Source organism: Brenneria alni (assembly GCF_003666245.1).
Classification (GTDB): Bacteria; Pseudomonadota; Gammaproteobacteria; order Enterobacterales; family Enterobacteriaceae; genus Brenneria; species Brenneria alni.
Genome location: NZ_MJLZ01000027.1, coordinates 15,877 through 37,903 on the forward strand (window position 1 = coordinate 15,877; position 22,027 = coordinate 37,903).

The 22,027-nt window shown below is 56.7% G+C and carries 17 protein-coding genes and 1 pseudogene; 9 read left to right on the forward strand and 9 right to left on the reverse strand.

Annotated features, from left to right (window positions below):
* Positions 1-59: 59 nt before the first annotated feature.
* The 7 genes from BIY29_RS12670 (at position 60) to BIY29_RS12700 (ending at position 7,793) form a co-directional block, all read left to right on the forward strand.
* Positions 60-1,070, forward strand: a complete 1,011-nt coding sequence (locus BIY29_RS12670; RefSeq protein WP_121575477.1) for an ABC transporter permease — start codon at positions 60-62, stop codon at positions 1,068-1,070.
* Positions 1,067-2,104, forward strand: a complete 1,038-nt coding sequence (locus BIY29_RS12675) for an ABC transporter permease (RefSeq protein ID WP_121575478.1) — start codon at positions 1,067-1,069, stop codon at positions 2,102-2,104. The genes BIY29_RS12670 and BIY29_RS12675 overlap by 4 nt, the downstream gene beginning before the upstream one ends.
* 53 nt (positions 2,105-2,157) lie before the next feature.
* The gene (locus tag BIY29_RS12680) at positions 2,158-3,381 is read left to right on the forward strand and encodes a sugar ABC transporter substrate-binding protein (protein ID WP_121575479.1); all 1,224 of its coding nucleotides are present in this window, start codon (positions 2,158-2,160) and stop codon (positions 3,379-3,381) included.
* 56 nt (positions 3,382-3,437) lie between these two features.
* Complete coding sequence (locus BIY29_RS12685) at positions 3,438-4,964, forward strand: sugar ABC transporter ATP-binding protein (RefSeq protein ID WP_170158933.1); 1,527 nt, start codon at positions 3,438-3,440, stop codon at positions 4,962-4,964.
* Between the two features lie 63 nt (positions 4,965-5,027).
* On the forward strand, positions 5,028-5,807 hold the full coding sequence (locus BIY29_RS12690; protein ID WP_121575481.1) for an ABC transporter ATP-binding protein: 780 nt from the start codon (positions 5,028-5,030) through the stop codon (positions 5,805-5,807).
* Between the two features lie 25 nt (positions 5,808-5,832).
* Positions 5,833-6,789: an ABC transporter substrate-binding protein gene (locus BIY29_RS12695; protein WP_121575482.1), complete on the forward strand. Its 957-nt coding sequence runs from the start codon at positions 5,833-5,835 to the stop codon at positions 6,787-6,789.
* Complete coding sequence (locus tag BIY29_RS12700) at positions 6,786-7,793, forward strand: FecCD family ABC transporter permease (RefSeq protein ID WP_121575483.1); 1,008 nt, start codon at positions 6,786-6,788, stop codon at positions 7,791-7,793. Before BIY29_RS12695 ends, BIY29_RS12700 begins: the two co-directional genes overlap by 4 nt.
* A 106-nt stretch (positions 7,794-7,899) precedes the next feature.
* On the opposite strand, the gene BIY29_RS12705 is transcribed toward BIY29_RS12700, so the two are convergent.
* On the reverse strand, positions 7,900-8,877 hold the full coding sequence (locus BIY29_RS12705) for a chemotaxis protein (RefSeq protein ID WP_121575484.1): 978 nt from the start codon (positions 8,875-8,877) through the stop codon (positions 7,900-7,902).
* A gap of 213 nt (positions 8,878-9,090) precedes the next feature.
* Between BIY29_RS12705 and BIY29_RS12710 the strand changes: the two genes are divergently transcribed.
* A complete protein-coding gene (locus tag BIY29_RS12710; protein ID WP_121575485.1) occupies positions 9,091-9,237 on the forward strand; it encodes a transposase in 147 nt (48 codons plus the stop codon).
* A gap of 68 nt (positions 9,238-9,305) precedes the next feature.
* Positions 9,306-9,596, forward strand: a complete 291-nt coding sequence (locus tag BIY29_RS12715; RefSeq protein ID WP_121575486.1) for a chorismate mutase — start codon at positions 9,306-9,308, stop codon at positions 9,594-9,596.
* A 407-nt stretch (positions 9,597-10,003) separates the two neighbouring features.
* On the opposite strand, the gene urtE is transcribed toward BIY29_RS12715, so the two are convergent.
* From urtE to atzF, 8 genes and pseudogenes are all read right to left on the reverse strand, one after another.
* Positions 10,004-10,702, reverse strand: coding sequence for an urea ABC transporter ATP-binding subunit UrtE (gene urtE, locus BIY29_RS12725; RefSeq protein WP_121575488.1), 699 nt, complete (start codon positions 10,700-10,702; stop codon positions 10,004-10,006).
* Entirely contained in the window at positions 10,703-11,494 is a 792-nt protein-coding gene (gene urtD / locus BIY29_RS12730; RefSeq protein WP_121575489.1) for an urea ABC transporter ATP-binding protein UrtD, read from the reverse strand. It abuts the gene before it with no gap.
* Positions 11,487-12,563, reverse strand: a complete 1,077-nt coding sequence (urtC, locus tag BIY29_RS12735; RefSeq protein WP_121575490.1) for an urea ABC transporter permease subunit UrtC — start codon at positions 12,561-12,563, stop codon at positions 11,487-11,489. The genes urtD and urtC overlap by 8 nt, the downstream gene beginning before the upstream one ends.
* Positions 12,563-14,137 carry an urea ABC transporter permease subunit UrtB gene (urtB, locus tag BIY29_RS12740; RefSeq protein WP_121575491.1) on the reverse strand — a complete coding sequence of 525 codons (1,575 nt, stop codon included), beginning with the start codon at positions 14,135-14,137 and terminating at the stop codon, positions 12,563-12,565. Before urtB ends, urtC begins: the two co-directional genes overlap by 1 nt.
* Before the next feature lie 399 nt (positions 14,138-14,536).
* Positions 14,537-15,736: pseudogene (urtA, locus tag BIY29_RS12745) on the reverse strand (urea ABC transporter substrate-binding protein); the annotation flags it as partial.
* Positions 15,737-15,746: 10 nt separating this feature from the next.
* Positions 15,747-16,478: a GntR family transcriptional regulator gene (locus BIY29_RS12750; protein WP_240630131.1), complete on the reverse strand. Its 732-nt coding sequence runs from the start codon at positions 16,476-16,478 to the stop codon at positions 15,747-15,749.
* 2 nt (positions 16,479-16,480) lie between these two features.
* A complete protein-coding gene (gene uca / locus BIY29_RS12755; protein ID WP_121575492.1) occupies positions 16,481-20,101 on the reverse strand; it encodes an urea carboxylase in 3,621 nt (1,206 codons plus the stop codon).
* Positions 20,094-21,896, reverse strand: coding sequence for an allophanate hydrolase (gene atzF, locus BIY29_RS12760; protein ID WP_121575493.1), 1,803 nt, complete (start codon positions 21,894-21,896; stop codon positions 20,094-20,096). The genes uca and atzF overlap by 8 nt, the downstream gene beginning before the upstream one ends.
* Positions 21,897-22,027 lie beyond the last annotated feature (131 nt).

The following is a 22,027-nucleotide window of genomic DNA, read 5'->3' on the forward strand; positions in this document are numbered from 1 at the left end:
GGGTTTGACGCCTCCGGCCTTACTGCCATCCAGACGACACCAACACAGGAAGCTCGACTATGAGTTATGTATCACAGGGTCTTCATCAGAAGCCCCCGGGTTCCCCTCGGCCCGGAAAAAGTCCTCTCCCGGCGCTAAGGGGCGCCACGCTGGCGGTCGTGGTGTATCTGCTCATGTACCTGCTGTACGGTTGGTCGGAGCCTGGCGCGTTCAGCGCCTACGCCATCACCGACCTGATCAATAACGCCGCGCCTCTGGCGCTGGCCGCCGCAGGTCAAACGCTGGTGGTGCTGACCAGAGGCTTCGATTTATCGCTGGTGGGCGTTATTTCCATTGCCAACGCCCTGACCGCCATCCTCCCGTTCGACGGGCCGGGCGGCGCGCTGTTCAGCCTATTGCTCTGCATGGGCGCCGGGGCGCTGTTCGGCCTGCTGAACGGTTATCTGGTGGCCTATCGCGGCATTCAGAGCATTGCCGCCACGCTGGGCACGATGATTATCGGTCAAGGCATTGCACTACTGCTGCTACCGGTTCCCGGCGGTTCGGTGTCCGAGTTTATCAGCGATAGCCTGACGGATATGCTGTGGCAAACCATTCCGGTGTCGGCGCTGGTGCTGGCGATTTTCGCTCTGGTGTGGATGCTAATCAAGCGTACCGATACCGGCGTCGCCTTCTACGCGGTGGGAGCGGATGAAACCGCTGCCGGGCTGTCCGGTATCGCCGTCAAGTGGGTACGCTGCAAAGCGTTTATCCTGGCCGGGTGCTTCTACGGCGCGGCGGGATTTATGCTCAGTGCCCAAACCGCCACCGGCGATCCTAACTCCGGGCTGCCCTTTCTGTTGCTCTCCTTTGCGGCGGTAGCGCTGGGCGGCACCAGTCTCAGCGGGGGCCGCGGCGGCGCGTTCGGTTCTATGGTGGGTGCGGCGGTGCTGCTGCTGATGCAGAAGATGCTGTTCGCTATTGGCGTCTCCTCCTTCTATATCGGTTTCTTTCAGGGCGTATTGCTGATCCTCGCCATCGTCTGCGAGAAGTTACTCAATCGTTCGCCACGTAGCGGAGTGCACTCATGAGCAGAATCCCCGCCGTGGCGACAGACGCCGAACGTATCGACCAGCGCGCCAGTAGCCGCATGAATCCTGACGCTATCGCGCCGCTATTATTGCTGGGGCTGACGGTTATCATGATCCTTGCCTCCCGCCTGATCAGCCCGTCGCTGGGTTCCTGGGCGCAGGTACTGATGATCATTACCCTGACCTCCTTTCTTCTGGTGATGGCATTCGGTCAGGGGTTGGTCATTCTCTCAGGCGGCATGGATCTATCGGTGGCCTCCCTGTTCATGTATGGCGGCGTGATGTCGGCAGGCATAATCGGCGCTTCCGGCGACAATATCGCCTACATGCTGCCCCTGATCCTGCTTTCCGCCGCGGCCATCGGCGCCGTCAGCGGACTGGGGATTACGCTGCTGCGCATTCCGCCGTTTATCATGACGATGGGAACTGGGATCATCGTCGCATCATTGGCGCTGGGGGCCACCCGTGGCAGCACGCTCGGTGCGTCGCCCAAACTGCTGGCAGAGATCGTCAAAGGCAATCTGGCCGGTATTCCCTGCATCGTCCTGTTTTTCCTGGTTTTCAGCATACTGGGAATGGCGATCCAGACGCGCACGGTATTCGGACGCAATCTGTATGCGCTGGGGGGCAGTCCGGGCGCGGCGAAAGTCAGCGGTATTCCGGTCGGGGCGGTCACTGTGACGGCCTATGCTCTGAGCGCGCTGTGCGCCGCCCTCGGCGGAGCGTTGCTGACCGGCTATTCCGATGGCGCCACCCTGCGTATGGGAGATCCCTATTTGCTCCCCTCCATTGCGGCAGTGGTCGTCGGCGGTTCTTCCATTCTGGGAGGTAAAGGCACCTTTTTCGGCACCATTGCCGGATCGCTGTTTTTAATTACCGTGGACTCGGTCATTGCCGCTACTGGTCTTGATCAAGGCTGGAGGCTGATTGTTTCCGGCGCCATTATTACCATCGCCCTGCTATTTCAATCAGGTTCGATGAATTCTCTCATTCTATTATCAGGAAAAACCCAGGCCATATTTAAACGCCAATAAAAAGCAAACACGTTATAGCAACCTTCACCATCACCACCAGATCGGGAGTTAATATGTCTACACAAACACGTCTTAAAAGAGGTGCGGCCATAGCCGTCGCTATACTGGGGTTATCAGGTTATTTTTCTGCGGCGCACGCGGAGGATGAAGCAAAAAAATATAAAATATTTCTTAGCCTGAGTTATAGCGGAAATAACTGGATGAGCGAAACAGCGAATATTATCCGCTCGCTGGCGAAAACACCGCCTTACGACAAGATGGTGGAATTGGAAGAGGTGATTTCCGGCACCGATCCGCAAGCGCAAATATCGGCTTATGAAAGTATGATTGCCGCCAAAGCGGACGGTATTATCAGCTTTCCTATTTCTCCCACCGCCTTAAACCGTGTTATTCGGCGCGGTTGTAGTCAGGGCGTTAAATTTTTCATGTTCGATTCCACGGTGACGGAAAAATGCGCTTATAACATCAGCTATATTTCCGCCGGGGCCGGAGAAAATATGGCCCAGCAATTAGTGAATGAACTGAACGGAAAAGGGAAAATATTTATGAACCGCGGCGTACCCGGCACCTCGGTAGATAAACGCCATTACGACGGCGCCATGCATATTTTCTCCCAATATCCGGGGATTAAAGTGGCCTCGGAATATTACGGCTATTGGGATGACCGCATCAGCCAACGGGAAACCGCCAAAGCGCTGGCGGCCCATCCCGACGTGGATGGCATCTGGTCTGAACTGGGCGAAGCCGGTGTGCTAAACGCGGTGGCCGACCGCAAAAGCCGGATGGTGCCGATTATGGGGGAAAACATGAACGGTTTTCGGCTCGGCTTCCTCAATGCCGATTACCGTCAGCGCGGTCTGAGCGGCGTTTCCGCCGGTTCGCCCCCGGCCACCGCTGGCTATGCTTTCAAGCTGATGATGGAGGTACTGACCGGTCAACGAGATCTGGAGCCGACCAATATCGAATATCCGCTGCCGTGGGTCACCGCCGATCAGATCAAGCTCTGTCAGGGCGGCGCCATTGCTGATGGCTGCAACGTTTTCGCCGCCAATCTGGTGCCGGAAGGCTTCTCCACCGAGATTTATCACCCGGTACTGCTGCCGGAAATCTCTCTGGATTCCGCGCTCAAGGGCATTCCTACGCCGGGAACCACCATCCAGCCGCTGCCAGCGGAAATCACCAAAGCGGCGGATGAACCCGGCATTAACTGCGATCGCTGTCAGGCGGCGCCGGATCAGTACAAGCTGACCAAAGTGCAGCCGACGGTTCAACCTTAAGATATCACCAGTGCGTCCCGATGGCTGACCGCCATCGGGCGCGGAGAGCGCAGGCCATGCAACCATCACTATCGCAATCTATGTCGGAAGGGATGCACCTTTCTTCGGTGTCCAAGTCCTATGGCGCCACCGTGGCGCTCGAAAGCGTTTCTTTGACTATCGAACCCGGACAGGTGCAAGCCATTCTGGGGGAAAACGGCGCTGGAAAATCCACGCTGGTGAAAATTCTCTCAGGGGTGGTGACGCCCAATACCGGCGCCATGACGCTGGAGGGGGAAGCCTATGCACCACGTTCCTTGCTTCAGGCCCGCCACATCGGCGTCAGTACGGCGTTTCAGGAACTCAGCCTGTTGCCGAATCTCAGCGTCGCCCAGAATTTCTTTTTGCCGCACTCCCTGAAACAGCAGGTCATGTTAACCTCGCCGGCGCAGATGGCGCGCCGCGCCGCAGCGATTCTGGCCGATCACGAGGTACAGGACATCTCTCCCCATGCCAGCGTCGATACCCTGTCTCTGGCCGCCCGCCAGCGGATTGAAATCGTGCGCGCCATGCATTATCACCCCAAACTGCTGATTCTGGATGAACCTACCGGCGCCCTCGCAGATGTCGACTGGCTGTTTCGTCTGGTGCGCCGCCTCACCGCCAGGGGTACGTCGGTGCTCTACATCTCCCATCGGCTGGCGGAAATCCGGGAAATCGCCAGCCACGCCACGGTATTGCGCAGCGGTAAAACCATCTCCACAGTGGATCTGAACCAAGTGAGCAACGCCGACATCTTCGAAATGATGGTAGGACGCCGTTCGACACAACAACAGGAGCGTCAGCACAGTGCGTCATTGCGTCAGAAAAGCGCCACGCTGGTGGCCAACGATCTGAGCGGCCACAACTTCAGCGACGTCTCTTTTCAGCTCCGGCGGGGAGAAATTCTGGGCGTGGCCGGTCTGGAAGGTCAGGGGCAGCGGGAACTGTTTCGCACCCTGGCCGGTCTGATGCGCCATAGCGGCGGGCAGATGCTGCTGCACGATCAGGAAGTGATATTACGTAACCCCCGTGATGCGCTGCGTAAACATGGCGGTATCGCCTTTGTGCCGGAAGATCGTAAAAGCGAGGGTATTTTCCCCACGATGTCAGCCGGGGCCAATATTACGCAATCCATGTTGCACCGTTTTAGCCAGCTCGGACTGATCCGTCGGGACAAAGAAAAAAAAGCCATCAATAGCGTCGCGCCACAGGTAGAGCTGGGGGAGCGTTATCTGCATTTCAAAATCAGCAATCTCTCCGGCGGAAACCAGCAGAAAGCGCTGATTGCCCGCGCCCTGCTCACCGGTGCCAGTACTCTGCTGCTGTATGATCCCACTCGCGGGGTGGATGTCGGCACCAAGGAAATCATATATCAGGCAATTAATCATTTTGTGGATAATGGCGGTGCGGTGTTGATCTACTCCACCGATCTGGCCGAGTTGCAGGTGCTGGTCGATCGCTGTCTGGTGATGTATGAGGGGCGTATCGTGGCTGATTTGCCGCGAGACAAACTGGATGAAGGTGAGATAGTGGGACTGATGACGGGTAACGCTGTCGGATAACATACTGCACCGCGTATCATCCGGTGTCCCGAAATGAACCCAATGGGGAAGAGGTCAGAAACAATGAAGAATGCTCCTTTGCTCCAGCTACAGGGGATGACCGCTGGCGCGCATGGCCTGCCGTCGCTGATCAAGGGCATCACCTTGACGCTGGACGATCATCAGTGTCTGGCGGTGATTGGCCCCAACGGCAGCGGTAAATCTACCCTGCTGAGAACCATCATTGGCGAAATCGCGCTCACGTCGGGACAACTGTTGCTTGAGGGGCGGCCTGTCAGCCAGCTTTCCCGGCAAGTACGGGCGCAGAACCTCGCGCTGCTGTCGCAAAACGACACGCCCGACTTGCGGCTGACTGTCATCGAATATGTCGGGCTGGGACGACTGCCCCATTACGCACAGCATAGTGCGCAGCAACATGCCGCGATCATTAATCAGGCGATCACAGACACCGGTTTGCAGGCGCTGCGCCAGCGCAGGCTGGGTACGCTCTCAGGCGGTGAATTGCAACGAGCCGGTCTGGCGCGGGCCTTTGCGCAATCCCCCCGGCTGCTGTTGCTGGATGAACCAACCAATCATCTCGATCCGTTGGCCAGGGCGCAACTACTCCGGCTGGTGCGGGCTCGGGGTGTCGCCACCATTGCCGTACTGCATGATTTAACGCTTATCGAATCCTTTGCCGATCAGGTGGCGGTGCTGCAACAAGGGCATCTGGTGTGTTGTGAAAAACCGGAACGGGCGCTGAATTCGTCTTGTCTCGAACCGGTATTCGGTATGCAGAGTTTTACCGTGCACCACCCCTCAACCGGGCAACCGTTACGGGTTTTCGAGCCAGCATTCCGTTAATAAAACCCTTTTTAAGAGGATTACAATGAAAAATGTTTTATTTGGTGGTTTTCTGGCGCTATCGGCAATATCGGCGCAGGCATCGGATTTCCCGGTCACCGTGTACAGTTGCGAGCAGCCGCTTACCTTTACTCAAGCGCCGCAACGAGCGGTTATCCATGACTTGAACATGACAGAAATGGCATTTGCATTGGGGCTGCAATCTCATATCCGTGGCGTGACCGGCATCAGCGGCTGGTATAAAGCGACAGCGGAGTTTACCCGCCAGCGTGGCAGCATCCCGGAATTGGCCGCTAAATATCCCACACTGGAAAATCTGCTGGCGGTCGATCCCGATTTCTTTTTTGCCGGCTGGAACTATGGCATGAAAGTGGGGGGTGAGGTGACGCCGCAATCGCTGGCCCGCTATCAAATACCGACGCTGGTATTGAGTGAAAGCTGCGCGCAGATTGGCAAGCAAAAACAGACCGCCAGTATGGAACTTCTGTACGGCGATATACTGAAGCTGGGAAAAATTTTCGGCAAAGCGGAACAGGCGGAATCGCTGATTGACGGCTGGAAAAAGCAGCTCGCCGCCATTCGGGAAAAAATCGGTCAGCGTCCGCCATTAAAGGTGTTCGTCTACGATTCCGGCGAAGATAAACCCTTTACCAGTGGCCGTTATGCCATGCCGACCGCGTTGATCGCCGCGGCGGGAGGACGCAACGTGATGGACACGCTGGATATCAGTTGGGGCACCACCTCCTGGGAAAGTGTGGCGACCGCTGAACCAGACCTGATTATCCTGCTGGATTACCAGACCGGAAGCGGCGCCGATGGGTTACAGACGTTTCTTGAAAACCATCCGTTGATGAAGTACACGCCAGCGGTAGTCAATCGCCGTTATCTTAAGTTGCAATATGCGCAGCTTACCCCCGGCCCCGCGAACATAGATGCCATCGACCGGCTGGCTCATGCACTGTATCCGGATGTTTTTCGATGAACGAAAGCCGTTACCGATTTCCGCTGATCATCGCGGCAGCAGTGCTGGCATTGTTACTGGCGGGGATCGCCAATGTGGTGTTTGGCAGCACCACATTACATCCCGACGAGGTTCTGGTGGCGCTGGGGTTACAGGCCGGTGAAGTCAGACCTATGGTCGAGCGCATCGTTCTGGAAGTTCGTCTGCCACGCAGTTTGCTGGCAATGTTGACGGGCGCCGGGCTGGCAATGGTCGGCGCCTTGTTGCAGACGGCCACCCGCAACGATTTGGCCGATCCCTTTTTATTTGGCCTCTCTTCCGGGGCTTCCGCCGGGGCGGTGGCGGTGATTACCCGTCTGGGTGAACGGCTGGGGGACTGGGCTTTGCCAGTCGCGGCCTTCGTGGGCGGCGTGCTGTCGGCTGTCGCGGTAATTTTATTATTTTTGCAGCAGCGGTCACGCGGCGCAGCGCGGTTGGTGGTGTCCGGTCTGGCCGTCTCGTTCCTGTTCAGCGCCCTGACCAACTATCTGGTGTTCTCCGGCGACCAGCGGGCGGCCAGTTCTATCCTGTTCTGGTCGCTGGGCGGGCTGGGGCTGGCACGCTGGGACAATATCGGCTTTGCACTGGCGGGCGTATTGCTGCTGGGCGCGCTGGTCGCGCTGCGCTGGCGCTCACTGGATGCCTTGCTGGCCGGAGAACAGAGCGCGGTATCGCTGGGCGTTAACGTCACCGTATTACGTATCGAAGTGTTTTTATGTTGCGCTTTCGCCACGGCGCTTTTCGTCTCATTGACCGGCGTCATCGGCTTTATTGGTCTGATGGTGCCGCATCTGGCAAGGCCGCTATCTGGTGTCCGCCACCGATGTTTATTGCCGCTGGTCGCGATACTCGGCGCCCTGCTGATGTCTGGCGGCGACTTATTGAGCCGCTGTCTGCTGGCCCCTCAGGAGCTGCCTATCGGTATCATTACCGCCGGAGTTGGCGCGATTTTCGTACTGGCGCACCTTATGCGCAGAGAGGGATAGCCCGATGGATGCCGTCATTGGAGTTACTGAATATCCGGGGGAGTTGTCGGCCCCTTGCCGCATCGCGGAATCGAACAGGCAGGGGCCACTGAAAGAAAATGGGGGATCACCGGGAATGAGCCGGTTTGGCTCCATCAAGCGCATGGTGGATAGCCGTCGCCAATTCGTTAATTTCGAATTTTGCTACATAAGCATCGGCCCCCACTTTGCGGACATGCTCTTCATTTGCGCTGCCTGACAGCGAAGAGTGGATAATGACGGGAATATTTTTCAGAAAATCGTCGCGTTTAATATTCCGTGTCAGGGTGAAGCCATCCATCTCAGGCATTTCCAAATCGGTCAGCACAAAGGCGATCTTGTCCGAAATCGGCCTGCCCTCTGCTTTCGCCTCTTGCGCCATCATCTGTATTTTATTCCAGGCTTCTTGTCCGGTTATATGCATAACGGCTGGAATATCCATCATCTTCAGCCCCTGTTCAAGCAGCGAACGGGCAACTTTTGAATCTTCCGCCACAATGGCCACCGCCCCCGGTTGCAGATGAAAAGCCTTCGCTTCCATGTTCTCTATCTGAACATCACGATCCACCGGGATGATGTCATGCAGAATCTGTTCAACATCCAGCACCAGGGCCAGACGGTTACTCGTTTTATCGTTGTCAAGGCGAGCAATACTGGTGATATAGCTGCTGCCGATACCAGACTCGGCGGCCAGCACCTGGCTCCAGTCAAGACGGGCAATGTCGTCAACAGATTCCACCGCGAATGCCTGAGTACTCCGCGCATATTCCGTCACCAGCAGAATGTTAAGCCCGGTGTCTGGCACACAACCGGCTATGGCGGGGAGATCAATGACGGGAATGATCTGCCCGCGAATATTAACCATACCAAGCATGGGCGATGTCATACCCGCAGCTTTGGTCAACGATTGCATCGGAACGATTTCGCGCACTTTAAACACATTGATGCCGAACAACTCAGATTGTTCTTCATTTGGTGCAGACCCCAACCGGAACAATAAAAGTTCAAACTTGTTAGCAGAAGTGAGATTCGTTCTCTCCTCTATATCTTTTTGAAAATTATCCATGCTTTCCTCAATGTGAATAATTATTGATGTATCGTCACAAAGCGACATTGGTGATGCGAGCAAGTAAAGGCCAACATCCTGCCCCCTCACTGTACGCGATCAATCGCGCTCTTCAAGTCACTCTTACATCTTATTCACCATTAAACACACATGATCTGTCCTTGATTTAGCGCCCACCTTGTTTTCAAATCAATCAACGAAAGCGAGGTCACTATGGCAAGACAACAATATACTCCAGAGTTCAAGCGCAGAGCCGTTGCATTGCTGCTCGAAAGCGGTAAGTCTGTTGCCCGTATGGCACAGGAGCTAGATATCAAAGAGAACACACTCAACAACTGGAAAAAACGCTATCGTTTTTAATCTCACCGCACCGGATTCACATAAAGCAAAATTTAAAAGATTCAATCAACTACTGCATGGAGAGTTAGATGACCGCCATTAAAGCCACACTCGAAGACCTTAGAAATGAAATCAATGCATTAGATACGCAACTCGTGACCTTATTGGTAAAAAGGATGCACGTGGCATTATCCATTGCTGATTTAAAGGAAAATAGCGTAGACGCAGTAACGGCAAAGAACCGAGTCGAGGCGGTGCTTGGCAGAGTGAGTCAATTAGCCGCTAATAACAACGGCGATGAAGCATTTATACGCAAAATTTATGAGCTAATTATCAGTGAACTTACCGAGATGCAGCTTAAGAAAAAAGGGTTATTCTGATTATGCTTACCACTATCATATACCAGGAAAAGCTGACCTCCCTCTTCCCTGAACTGCATGTATGCTGCATTGCCATCGATGGAATAGATGCTCAAGCCAAGGTATCCGATCTCGCAACAAAGAATATCAAGTTGGCCTCGAAGTGGCGTTTACACATGGCGATGAACGATACACCACTTTTACGGGTGAAGAGATTATCATGCCGGAAAATGAGGTTTCGTTCATTGATGAGCAGAAAATTGCACATGCACGTAAGTGGTCACATAAACAAAATGCGGTTTCGGTGATTACAGACCAAACATTAATTTAGTGGCGCTCAGGGCGACAGGTATTTGTACGACAAGTCACTGCCGCCGCATTGGCCACCCTGAATCATTCAGGCCAGAGCCGGAGTAAAGCCGTCTGCTTTAAATCGCCACCAGGCCGCGCACGCCGTCTTTCTCCATATCCTCGCCGCAGCCACGTTGCACAATTTCACCGCGCGACATCACCAGATAGCTGTCGGCCAACTCGGCGGCAAAGTCATAAAACTGTTCCACCAGCAAAATCGCCATATCGCCGCGCTGGGCCAACTGGCGGATGACGGCGCCGATTTCTTTGATCACCGAAGGCTGGATCCCTTCGGTTGGTTCGTCCAGAATCAAAAGCTGCGGTTTACCCGCCAGCGCACGGCCTATGGCTAACTGCTGTTGCTGACCGCCGGACAGATCGCCGCCCCGGCGTTGCTTCATCTCTTCCAGCACCGGGAAAAGCCGGTAGATCTCATCCGGGACGCGCTTCGCCTGGGCGCCGGAAAAACGCGACAACCCCAGCAGCAGATTTTCCTCCACGGTTAAGCGCGGAAAGATTTCCCGCCCCTGCGGGACATAGGCAATCCCGGCCTGCACCCGCTGGTGCGGCTTACGGTGATTAATCACCTTGTCTTGCCAGCGGATGGTGCCCGATTTTGCCGGGATCAAGCCCATCAGACACTTTAGCAAGGTGGTTTTACCTACGCCGTTACGGCCCAGCAGGCAGGTAATTTCCCCAGGACTGGCCTCGAACGATAAGCCGCGCAGAATATGGCTGCCGCCGTAGTATTGATTAAGTTCGGATATCTGTAACATTCAGCGCCCCAAGTAAACGTCAATAACCTGCTCGTTGGCCTGCACTTCACGCAGCGAGCCTTCCGCCAGCACCTGCCCCTGATGCAACACCGTGACATGATCGGCAATGGTTTCAACAAAGCCCATATCGTGCTCCACCACCATCAGCGAATGTTTTCCCGCCAGACGGCGAAACAGTTCGGCGGTGTATTCGGTTTCGGCGTCGGTCATGCCCGCCGCCGGTTCGTCCAGCAGTAACAGATGCGGTTCCTGCACCAGCAACATGCCAATCTCCAGAAACTGTTTTTGTCCGTGCGACAGTAGCCCGGCCAGGCGATGACGCTCGTCTCTTAAACGCAGCAGTTCCAACACCTCAATGATGCGATCGTTCTGCTCGCCGCTGAGTCTGGCGTGCAAACAGGCCCACACCGACTTATCCGTTTTTAAGGCGATTTCGAGGTTCTCAAAAACCGTCAAGGCTTCAAAAACCGTCGGTTTCTGGAATTTTCGTCCCACGCCGGCACGGGCAATCTCCACCGGAGAAAGCGTGGTGAGATCGGTGTCCTGATCGTAAAACACCTTGCCGCTGTCCGGGCGCGTTTTACCGGTAATCACGTCCATCAGGGTGGTTTTACCCGCCCCGTTAGGGCCAATCACACAGCGGAGTTCGCCAACCCCTATCTGCAACGACAAATCCGTCAGGGCGCGAAAGCCGTCAAAACTGACATTAATCTGGTTGAGTTGCAGTACCGGATCGGTCTGATGGCGATGACGATCCGATGGATGCGGCTGAGTAAACAGTGGCTCAGTCATGCTTCCTCCGATGAATCAGTCCGATAACGCCACGCGGCAGAAACAGCGTGACCAAAATAAACATCAGACCGAGAAAGAACAGCCAATATTCCGGGAATGCCACGGTGAACCAGCTTTTGGCGCCGTTGACAATCCCGGCGCCGAGCAGCGGCCCCACCAGCGTACCGCGGCCCCCCAGCGCCACCCAGATAGCCGCTTCAATGGAGTTGGTCGGCGACATTTCGCCGGGGTTGATGATGCCCACCTGCGGCACATACAGCGCCCCCGCCAGCCCACACAACACCGCAGACAGCGTCCAGACGAATAGCTTGAAACCTTTCGGATCATAGCCGCAAAACATCAGCCGGTTTTCCGCATCACGCACCGCCGTCAGTACCCGGCCAAACTTGCTGCGCGCCAGCGCAAAGCCAATGGCCAGGCTGATAATCAGCAACAGTACGGTGGCAATGAATAAGCCAATGCGCGTACCCGTGGCGGTTATCTGAAAGCCGAGTAACGTGGTGAATCCGGTAAAGCCGTTGTTGCCGCCAAAACCCGTTTCATTGCGGAAAAACAGCAACATACCGGCGTAGGTTAGCGCCTGCGTCATAATGGAAAAATAGACGCCTTTGATTTTGGAACGAAAGGCGAACCAGCCAAAGACCAGTGCCAGTAATCCCGGCACCAGCACCACCAGACACAGCGCCCAGATAAAATATTGCGTGCCGGCCCAGAACCACGGCAGTTCATTCCACGACAGGAACGACATAAAGGCGGGCAGCCCCTCCCCGGCTACCTGCCGCATCAGGTACATGCCCATAGCATATCCCCCCAGCGCGAAGAACAGACCGTGACCCAGCGACAGTAATCCGGCATATCCCCACACCAGATCCAGTGCCACGGCGACAATGGCATAGCAGAGGATCTTGCCAACCAGCGTCAGCGTATAGGTGGAAAGCGCCAGCGGGTTATCGGCTGGTAGAAGCGCCAGAAACGGCAGTATCAGCAGCGCCAGCAGAACGATCAGACCGATACTGATCGTCAGTCGCGGTGCTTTTTGCGCGACGGTTAACGTTATTGGTCGTGTCATCAGTCAATCACCCGCCCTTTGAATGCAAACAGTCCCTGTGGCCGTTTCTGAATAAACAAGATGATCAAGACCAGAATCAGGATCTTGCCCAGCACGGCGCCGATCTGCGGCTCCAGCACTTTATTAACAATACCCAAGCCAAATGCCGCCGCCACCGTACCGGCCAATTGACCGACACCGCCCAGCACCACCACCAGAAAGGAATCAATGATGTAGCCCTGTCCCAGTTCCGGCCCGACATTACCCAGTTGCGACAGCGCCACGCCCCCCAGACCGGCGATACCGGAACCCAGCCCGAAAGCCAGCATATCAACGCGCCCGGTCGGCACACCGCAGCAATCCGCCATCGCCCGGTTTTGGGTGACCGCCCGCACATTCAACCCCAGCCGGGTTTTATTCAACAACAGCCAGGTGAGCAGCAGTACGCCCATCACAAACAGGATCACCGCGATACGGTTATAAGGCAGCACCAGATTTGGCAGCACCGTTATGCCGCCGGACAGCCAGCCCGGATTGGACACCTCCAGATTCTGGGTGCCAAACAACATACGAACCAGTTGGATAAGCATCAGACTAATGCCCCAGGTGGCGAGTAGCGTTTCGAGCGGACGCCCGTAGAGATGACGGATCACGGTGCGTTCCAGCGCCATGCCAATCGCCGCGGTGATAAAGAACGCCGCCGGTAACGCCAGTAGCGGATAGTAGGCCAGCCACTCCGGCGCAAACCGTTGAAACAGCGACTGGACCAGCCAGGTGGAATAGGCTCCCAGCATCAGCATTTCACCGTGCGCCATATTGATGACGCCCAGCAAACCATAGGTGATCGCCAGTCCCAGCGCCGCCAGCAACAAGATAGAGCCAAGCGATAACCCGGTGAACGCCTGTCCCAGCAGATCGCCCAAAATCAGGCTCTGTTTGAGTTGCTTCAGGCTTTCGGCAGCGGCGGCGCGTACCCCGGCATCCGGTTCATTTTGCGCCAGAGTCAGCGGTTGCAGGCGCGCCTGCATGTGCGGATCGCCGGTTTCACCCAGCCGCTGCACCGCGCTCAGGCGCACCTGCGGCTGACTGTCGCTCAGTTGTAAATTGGCTACCGCTATCGTCAACGCGGTATGAACCTCACTGTCTTGCTCGGCGGCAAGACGCTGCATTAACAGCGGCAGTTGTTCGGCAACTCCGGCGCTTTGCAGCCTACGCGCCGCATTTAACCGGGTTGCCCGGTCGTCGCTGACCAATTGATGAGAAGCCAGCGCCGCCGCAATCAATACCCGCAGGCGGTTATTCATAAACAGTTTTTTAGGCGTACCGGCAGGTTGCGCATCGCCTTCCATCGGCGTTAACCGGCCCTGCGCCTCACTGAATGGCTGTTTATTCTGATCGACGACCACCGATTCATTGCGTAATGCCTGGAGTAACGGCAAACGCCCGATATCAGGCGCAACCGCCCACTGCTGTAGCATTTTGGCCTGCTGGGTACGATTCGCCGCGACAAAGTCAGCGGCGGGACCGGCCAGCGCCGCCAGCGGGGCCACTAAGCACAGCGACAGAAACAACTTACCGAATTGAGCAATAATCATCGCAATGCCTGTTATGTAAGATCGAATTTATGCCCCCTCCCCGGATAGGGACGAGGGGGAGATGTGAGGATTGACGCCGCGCCCTTACCCTCTCCGACAAGCGGTCTCTTAGTCACATTTTCATGCAGATGCAGAGACAGTTTCGTGCGCGATAATGCCGCCATTTCTATGCTGTGTCGTAGCACGCGCCCGACACGGGGCGGCGCAATCGCCGCCCGCCCCGTGCCCCCAGGCTTCCGGCTAAATTATGCCGGGTAACGGCAAAACCCGTCATGAACCCCTGCATATGTGTATAAGAGACAGCCAGCAAGAAAGCGCCAAACAGGCAAATCACTGGGCGGTTTTCACCGGGCGATCCGCTTTCTTATCATTACCGGGGATATACGGGCTCCACGGCTAGGCGCGTACCGGCTGGTCGGTCTGCCATACCACGTTGAACTGCCCGTTATCTTCGATTTCACCAATCATGACCGGTTTGTGCAGATGGTGATTGGTGGCGTCCATCGTCAGCGTAAAGCCGTCCGGCGCGGCGAAAGTTTGTCCGGCCATCGCAGCACGAACTTTATCCACATCGGTAGTGCCTGCCTTTTCAACCGCCTGGGCCCACATATGAATACCGACATAGGTGGCTTCCATCGGATCGTTAGTGACCACAGTATCGGCATTCGGCAGATTGCGCGCTTTGGCATAGGCTTTGTAAGCCGCCACGAACGCCGCGTTAGTCGGGTTGTCCACCGACTCAAAGTAGTTCCATGCCGCCAGGTGCCCCACCAGCGGTTTGGTATCAATCCCGCGCAATTCCTCTTCACCCACCGAGAAGGCAACCACCGGTACGTCGGTCGCTTTGATGCCCTGATTCGCCAGTTCTTTGTAGAAAGGGACGTTGGAGTCGCCATTGATGGTGGACACTACCGCCGTTTTTCCCCCGGTGGAGAATTTCTTGATATCGGAGACGATGGTCTGATAGTCGCTGTGACCAAACGGCGTATACACTTCCTCGATATCTTTGTCCTGAATCCCTTTCGCGTGCAGGAAGGCACGCAGGATCTTATTGGTGGTACGCGGATAAACATAGTCAGTACCCAACAGGAAGTAGCGTTTCGCCGCCCCGCCATCTTCGCTCATCAGATATTCCACCGCAGGAATGGCCTGCTGATTAGGCGCGGCGCCGGTATAAAACACGTTCGGCGACATCTCTTCGCCTTCATACTGCACCGGATAAAACAGCAGCCCGTTGAGTTCTTCAAACACCGGCAACACCGATTTGCGTGATACGGAAGTCCAGCAGCCAAACACCACGGCGGCCTTGTCCTGCGTCAGCAACTGACGGGCTTTTTCGGCAAACAGCGGCCAGTTGGACGCGGGGTCGACCACCACCGGCTCCAGCTTTTTACCCAATACGCCACCTTTGGCGTTGATCTCATCAATGGTCATTAACGCCACATCCTTCAGCGGCGTTTCAGAAATCGCCATCGTGCCGGATAGCGAATGCATAATGCCCACTTTAATGGTATCCGCCGCCTGCACCCCCCATGCCAATCCCATACCAACGACCGTCGCGGAGAGTGCAAATACTTTTAACAATGAACGTCTTTTCATCTCTGAGCCCTTAAAGAGTATTGAATGATGATTCAGATGGAACGGGTTTAAGCCTTGCCTGCTGCAATCTATGCAAGGTTATTTTTCTGACTTCTGCCTTACTCATGGAGATGTGATCGGTCAGGATACGCTGCGCCTCCTCGGTTTTTTGTTGTAATACCGCCAGCAAAATACCGGCGTGTTCGCTATAGGTCGCCGCGATACGATCCTCGCGGGTGAAATCAAGACGGCGGATAATGCGGATTTTTTCTGTCAATTGGCTGTGAACCCGCGCCATTTCACTATTTCCAGTCATTTCCACCAGGGTGATATGAAACGCTTCGTCATAGCGCGACACCGTTTTGCCATCCTCAAGGGGGGGCGCATCGATCCAGAACGCTTTCAAATCGGCTAACAGCTCGGCACAACGCTCCGGTGGCATCCCACACAGGCGGCGCACCGCTTCGCGCTCCAACACGATGCGAAAGTCATATAGCTCCTCGAAATATTCAAAATCGAACGGCCTCACCTGCCAGCCGCTGCGAAAATAGACCTCCACATATCCTTCCCGCTCAAGCCAGAACAGCGCCTGACGTACCGGTGTGCGGCTGACATCCATACGTTCAGCGATTTCACTCTCGCTAAAGCGATCGCCCGGCATCAGACGGAAGTCAAAAATATCGTTTTTAAGCGTCTGATAGACCCGTTCAGCCAGCGCTTCCGGGCGGCCTTTCCCGCGTTTCTTGCGCATCTCTGTTAGCATTCTTACTCCTCCAGCCACAGCAGCGGATCGCCTGGGCTTACCGGGCGACCGGGCTGACACCCTATCCGCTTCACCCGGCCCGATCGCGGCGCAGGGATCGTCAGTTCCATTTTCATCGCTTCAACAATAATCAGCGGCTGGCCCTGCGCCACCTCATCACCGGGCTGCACCAGCACTTTCCAGATGTTGCCATTCATATCGGCGCTCACCTGAAAGGCGCGCTCGTCCGGTTCTGCCGGGGGCGGGGCCATCTCATCAACCGGGGAGACCTCTTGTTCCTCTTGCTGCCATCGCGCCACTTCGGCATCAAACGCCGTGGACTGACGCTGACGGAACCCGGCGATAGACGCCGCGTGCCGCTCGAGAAAATCGCTATAGGCGGCGAAATCAAATTCGGTTTCTTCAATAGCAATAGTGGCGCGCCCTTCACGAAAATCGTCGCGCAGCACATTCAGTTCGGCTTCGCTCACCGGATAAAAACGCACCTGGTCGAAAAAGCGCAGCAGCCAGGGTTCATCAGCGGCGAACTGATCGTTCTTCAGGAATTTGTTCCAGATAGGCAGGGTACGGCCCACCAGTTGGTAGCCGCCCGGTGAATCCATGCCGTAGATACACATATACATACCGCCGATACCCACCGTACCCTCGGCAGTAACGGTGCGGGCCGGGTTATATTTGGAACTGAGCAGACGATGGCGTGGATCGATCGGCACCGCGCAAGGCGCGCCGAGATAGACGTCGCCAAGACCGAGGATCAAATAGCTGGCGTCGAAAATGATATCGCGCACCGCTTCACGCGTTGGCAGTCCATTAATGCGTTGAATAAAATCAACGTTGTTGGGCAGCCAGGGGGCGCTGGCGCGCACCGTCTCCTGATAACGCGCCACCGCCCCCAGCGTCGCGCTGTCTTCAAAGGCCATCGGCAGATGCACAATGCGCGACGCCACTTTCATCCGGCTGACATCACCAAGATTTTGCTCCAGATTCAACAGCAGCGACATCAGTTGTTGCTGGCCGATGATCAGGCTGTCATAACGGATCTGTAACGAGCGCACACCGGGTGACAACTCTTCAATGCCGGGCTGATTTGCTTCACGAATGGCGTTCATCAACAGATGCACACGCAAACGTAACGCCAGATCCAGAACGTTATCGCCGTACTCAATCAGGATATAGTTATCGCCCGCCTGACGGTAAATGGCGGTCGGCGTGCGGGTGGTGGCCTTGATGGCCGCCAGCACAGTAGCGGAACCCTGTTCGGTTGCCGCCAGTGACGGCGCGTCAAAGGTTGGCGCAGGGGCGGTGGTTAAGGTTTTTATCGCCGTATCCTGGGCTTTCTCCAGCGCCAGCGCTTCGTCAAAGCTGATAGGATGAAAACGAAGGCGATCACCCGGTTTCACCTGACCGACTTTCCACAACTCGGCTTTGGCGATAGTAACCGGACAGACGAAGCCCCCCAGACTGGGGCCATCACGGGTGAGGATAACCGGCGAATCGCCGGTAAAGTTCACCGCGCCAATGGCGTATTCACAATCATGCACATTGGAGGGATGCAGCCCCGCCTCCCCCCCGTTGGCACGGGTCCAGGCGGGTTTCGGCCCGACAAGACGGACGCCGAGGCGGTTAGCGTTGTAGTGGACCCGCCATTCGCTGGCAAAGAACTCGTCAATCGATTCAGGGGTGAAAAAATCCGGCGCGCCGTGCGGCCCGTAAAGTACGCCAATCCGCCATTCGTCGGCATAGGTCGGCACCAGCGAAGGATCGATCGCCTGCGGCTGGCTGACCGGCGCGGCGGTGGTGCAGGCCGCCAGTTGCGGTTGGGAAATCGCCAGCATATCCGCCACACGCAACGTGCGCCCGGCGTGACCGCCGAACTGCCCGAGGGCAAAGGTCGAGCGGCTGCCGAGGTATTGCGGTACATCGATACCGTTGCGCACCGCCAGATAAGTACGGCAGCCTGACTGCGCCCGTCCCAGCGTCAGCGTCTGCCCCGCTTGCACGGCCACCGGCTGCCAGTAAGCGATCGGCTCGCCATCGAGATTGGCCGGACAATCCGCCCCGGTCAGCGCAATCAGCGCCTCGCTGTGGAAGCGCAGCGTCGGGCCTTGTAACGTGAATTCCAGCCCTGCGGCTTCTTCAGCGTTACCCACAATGCGGTTCGCCAGCCGAAAAGCGAAATCATCCATCGGCCCGGACGGCGGCACGCCAATATCCCAATACCCAAGACGCCCAGGATAATCCTGCACGCCGCTCCAGGTTCCCGGCTGAATCACCTCGATAACCGGCGCGGCGGGCGTGAAGCCGTCGAGCATCCGAGTCCAGACATTGCCTTGCCGGAAAGCGTCGGTGGCGACAATCTGACGCAGATAGTCAAGATTGGTGGCAATGCCGTGCAGCCGCGTTTCATTCAGCGCCTGCTGCATTTTCGCCAGCGCCCGCTCGCGGGTCGGCGCGTGAACAATCAGCTTGGCCACCATCGGGTCGTAATACGCCGATACCTCAGTACCGGTATCGATCCAGCCGTCAACGCGCACATTCTCCGGGAAACGGACTTCCGTCAGCACGCCGGGGCTTGGCTGAAAGTTTTTCAGCGGATCTTCGGCGTAAATACGCACTTCGATGGACGCCCCTTGCGGGGCCTGCGCCAGCCGCGCCCAGTCCAGCGGCTCGTCGGCGGCGACGCGCAACATGCACTCCACCAAATCAAGACCGGTCACACACTCGGTCACCGGATGCTCCACCTGCAACCGGGTATTCACTTCCAGAAAAAAGAATTCGTCACGCCCGGCATCGTAGATATATTCCACCGTCCCGGCGCTGCGATAGCTGACCAGTTCCCCTAGCTTTACCGCCGATGCCAGCAAGGCGGCGCGCGTGCTTTCCGGCAGGTTGGGGGCGGGTGTCTCCTCCACCACTTTCTGGTTGCGGCGTTGCAGCGAACAGTCACGCTCACCCAGCGCGATCACGTTACCTTTACCGTCACCGAAGATTTGTACTTCCACGTGGCGCGCGCGATCGATGCAACGTTCGAGGAATACACCGGCATCGCTGAAAAACTGTTCGCCCAGACGGCGCACGCTTTCCCAGGCGGTACGCAGCGCCAGCGCGTCAGCACAGCGCGTCAGGCCAATACCGCCGCCCCCGGCGGTGCTTTTCAACATGACCGGATAACCAATCTCTTCCGCCGACGCCAGCGCCTCTTCCAGTGAAGACAGCAGCGCGGTGCCTGGCGTCATCGGCACCCCCGCACTGGCGGCCAGCTCTCGGGCCCGGTGTTTCAGACCGAACTCGCCAATCTGCTGCGCGGTAGGGCCAACAAAAACAATACCGGCTTTTTCGCAGGCATCGGCAAAGGGCAAACTTTCCGACAGGAACCCGTAGCCCGGCCACACCGCCTGCGCCCCGGACTGTCTGGCGGCATCCAGGATCTTGTCAATACACAGATAGCTGTCGCTGGCCTTCTCGCCGCCGATCGCAATAGCGATATCCGCATCTTTGACGTGTTGCGCGTTTTTATCGGCATCGGAGTAAACCGCCACGCTGGTAATGCCCAAACGTTTTAACGTCCGCATTGCGCGACAGGCAATCTCACCACGGTTAGCAATCAGTACGGTGTTAAACATGAGCATCCTCCTGACGGGCAAGCCAGTTACGCCAGCCGCCAAACCCGGTAATGTCCACCGCGTCACTCAACGCGGCCGGTTCGCAAATAAATCCTTTCACCCGTCGGCCATCGGCCAATTCCAGCGTCCCGATTCCCAGCGGAGCCGGAATTTCCGCGACGAATTCGCCAAATCGGGCCAGTGGGATATCCCATAGTTCAACCGCAATGGCCGCTCCGCTATCCGTTCTGACCAGACCGGGTTTGGCGGGCTGGGTGTTAGCCAGCGCGTAGAGGCGATAGCAGGCCGCCGTTGTGGTCTCTTCCACCCATACCGCATCGCGGCGGGTTAGCTGATGGTTAAGCGGCATCCCCGTCAGATGTGCGCCAACCACCGCCACACGAACATGCAGGGGTGAAACAGGCAGCGGCAGGCGGCAAGCGGGCTGATCCTTACCGGTCGCCCCCAGGCTTAATGCCAGTTGCGATTGCCAGCGCACGCCAAAAGCGGCCAGTGCGCGGTCATGCCAGGCTGGCGCAATCAGCGTGATACCGGCAGGCAGGCCATCTTCGCGCCACGGGCCGGGCAGCGCCAGCGCCGCCAGATCCGCCAGGTTGGTGAAGTTGGTGTAAGTCCCAAATTGCGAGTTATAGCTTACCGGCTCCTGCTTCATCTCTTCGATGGTGCGAATGGTCGGCGAGGTCGGCACCACCAGCGCATCGAACTGACTGAGTGTCTGCTGAATCTGCCGTGTCAACCCGGCACGCAGGTATTCGGCCTTAAAGGCATCAACCGCACTGTAGCGCTCACCGCTGGCAACAATGCCATACACCACCGGATCCATGTTGTCCGGGTGTTGCAGCATCTCGCCGACCGCTACTGTCCGTTCAGCCACCCACGGACCATAATAGAGTTGTTCAGCAAGCTGCTGGAACAGACTGAAATCAATAGGTTGCAGCGTCGCGCCGCCCGCTTCCAGCGCCGCTAATGCCTTTTCCCACGCCTGCTGCGCCCGCTTGTCGTCAAAAAAAACCGGATTGGCGGGCACGGCGAAATGCGGCGCGTCAGGTAACGTGGCTGGCGCCAGAGCTGGATTGGCGCGTGAGTAGGCATCGGCAGCATCGTAGCCGCCAGCAATGTCAGCGACAGTGAACGCGTCTTCAACCGTTAAGGCAAACACCGAAATGGTGTCATTCAGGCGGCAGGCAGGCACGACGCCGCTGGCAGATAGCCAGCCTTTGGTTGGTTTCAGGCCAACAATGTTGTTAAAACCCGCCGGTACGCGGCCAGAACCTGCCGTATCCGTACCCAGCGAAAAACCCACTAACCCGCGTGCCAACACGGAGGCGGAACCGGAACTTGAACCACCGCTGACATATTCAGCATTAAAGGTGTTGCTGACCGCCCCGAACGGCGAGCGCGTCCCGACCAGACCGGTGGCGTACTGGTCAAGATTGGTTTTGCCGATGACCACCGCGCCTGCCGCTTTCAGTTTTGCCACCGCCGTCGCATCTGTCTGCGCCAGATAGGTTAATGCCGGACAGGCGGCGCTGGTCGGCCAGCCAGCCACATCAATGTTGTCTTTAACCGCGAAAGGCACACCGAACAGCGGAAGCGCCGCCGGATTTTCATGATAACGCGCCAGCAGGGGTTCGATCTGCGCACGTAGCTGTGCGGGCGTCGCCAGATAAATCCAGGCATTATCGTCGGTTGAAAGGGTTGCCAGATGCGTTTCCAGCGTTAGGTAAATTGCCTGCGGGTCTTGCTGATAATAGTGCTGCCACTCATAGAGTGTGAGTCCAATCACTGATGTCATAATTTGAATTCCAACTTGTATACAAGAATGAATTCAAACTAGCAAAGCCCGTACCAATTTTTAATGAATTGATTTTTATTGTTTTTATTTTCCTGTCGAAGCAGACGCGCACAATCAGTGGGCAACTGTGC

Bases quoted from the DNA above. Each gene is read 5' to 3' on its own strand.
- BIY29_RS12670 (WP_121575477.1), top strand. From the start codon at position 60: ATGAGTTATGTATCACAGGGTCTTCATCAGAAGCCCCCGGGTTCCCCT.
- BIY29_RS12675 (WP_121575478.1), top strand. From the start codon at position 1,067: ATGAGCAGAATCCCCGCCGTGGCGACAGACGCCGAACGTATCGACCAG.
- BIY29_RS12680 (WP_121575479.1), top strand. From the start codon at position 2,158: ATGTCTACACAAACACGTCTTAAAAGAGGTGCGGCCATAGCCGTCGCT.
- BIY29_RS12685 (WP_170158933.1), top strand. From the start codon at position 3,438: ATGCAACCATCACTATCGCAATCTATGTCGGAAGGGATGCACCTTTCT.
- BIY29_RS12690 (WP_121575481.1), top strand. From the start codon at position 5,028: ATGAAGAATGCTCCTTTGCTCCAGCTACAGGGGATGACCGCTGGCGCG.
- BIY29_RS12695 (WP_121575482.1), top strand. From the start codon at position 5,833: ATGAAAAATGTTTTATTTGGTGGTTTTCTGGCGCTATCGGCAATATCG.
- BIY29_RS12700 (WP_121575483.1), top strand. From the start codon at position 6,786: ATGAACGAAAGCCGTTACCGATTTCCGCTGATCATCGCGGCAGCAGTG.
- BIY29_RS12705 (WP_121575484.1), bottom strand. From the start codon at position 8,877: ATGGATAATTTTCAAAAAGATATAGAGGAGAGAACGAATCTCACTTCT.
- BIY29_RS12710 (WP_121575485.1), top strand. From the start codon at position 9,091: ATGGCAAGACAACAATATACTCCAGAGTTCAAGCGCAGAGCCGTTGCA.
- BIY29_RS12715 (WP_121575486.1), top strand. From the start codon at position 9,306: ATGACCGCCATTAAAGCCACACTCGAAGACCTTAGAAATGAAATCAAT.
- urtE (WP_121575488.1), bottom strand. From the start codon at position 10,702: ATGTTACAGATATCCGAACTTAATCAATACTACGGCGGCAGCCATATT.
- urtD (WP_121575489.1), bottom strand. From the start codon at position 11,494: ATGACTGAGCCACTGTTTACTCAGCCGCATCCATCGGATCGTCATCGC.
- urtC (WP_121575490.1), bottom strand. From the start codon at position 12,563: ATGACACGACCAATAACGTTAACCGTCGCGCAAAAAGCACCGCGACTG.
- urtB (WP_121575491.1), bottom strand. From the start codon at position 14,137: ATGATTATTGCTCAATTCGGTAAGTTGTTTCTGTCGCTGTGCTTAGTG.
- BIY29_RS12750 (WP_240630131.1), bottom strand. From the start codon at position 16,478: ATGCTAACAGAGATGCGCAAGAAACGCGGGAAAGGCCGCCCGGAAGCG.
- uca (WP_121575492.1), bottom strand. From the start codon at position 20,101: ATGTTTAACACCGTACTGATTGCTAACCGTGGTGAGATTGCCTGTCGC.
- atzF (WP_121575493.1), bottom strand. From the start codon at position 21,896: ATGACATCAGTGATTGGACTCACACTCTATGAGTGGCAGCACTATTAT.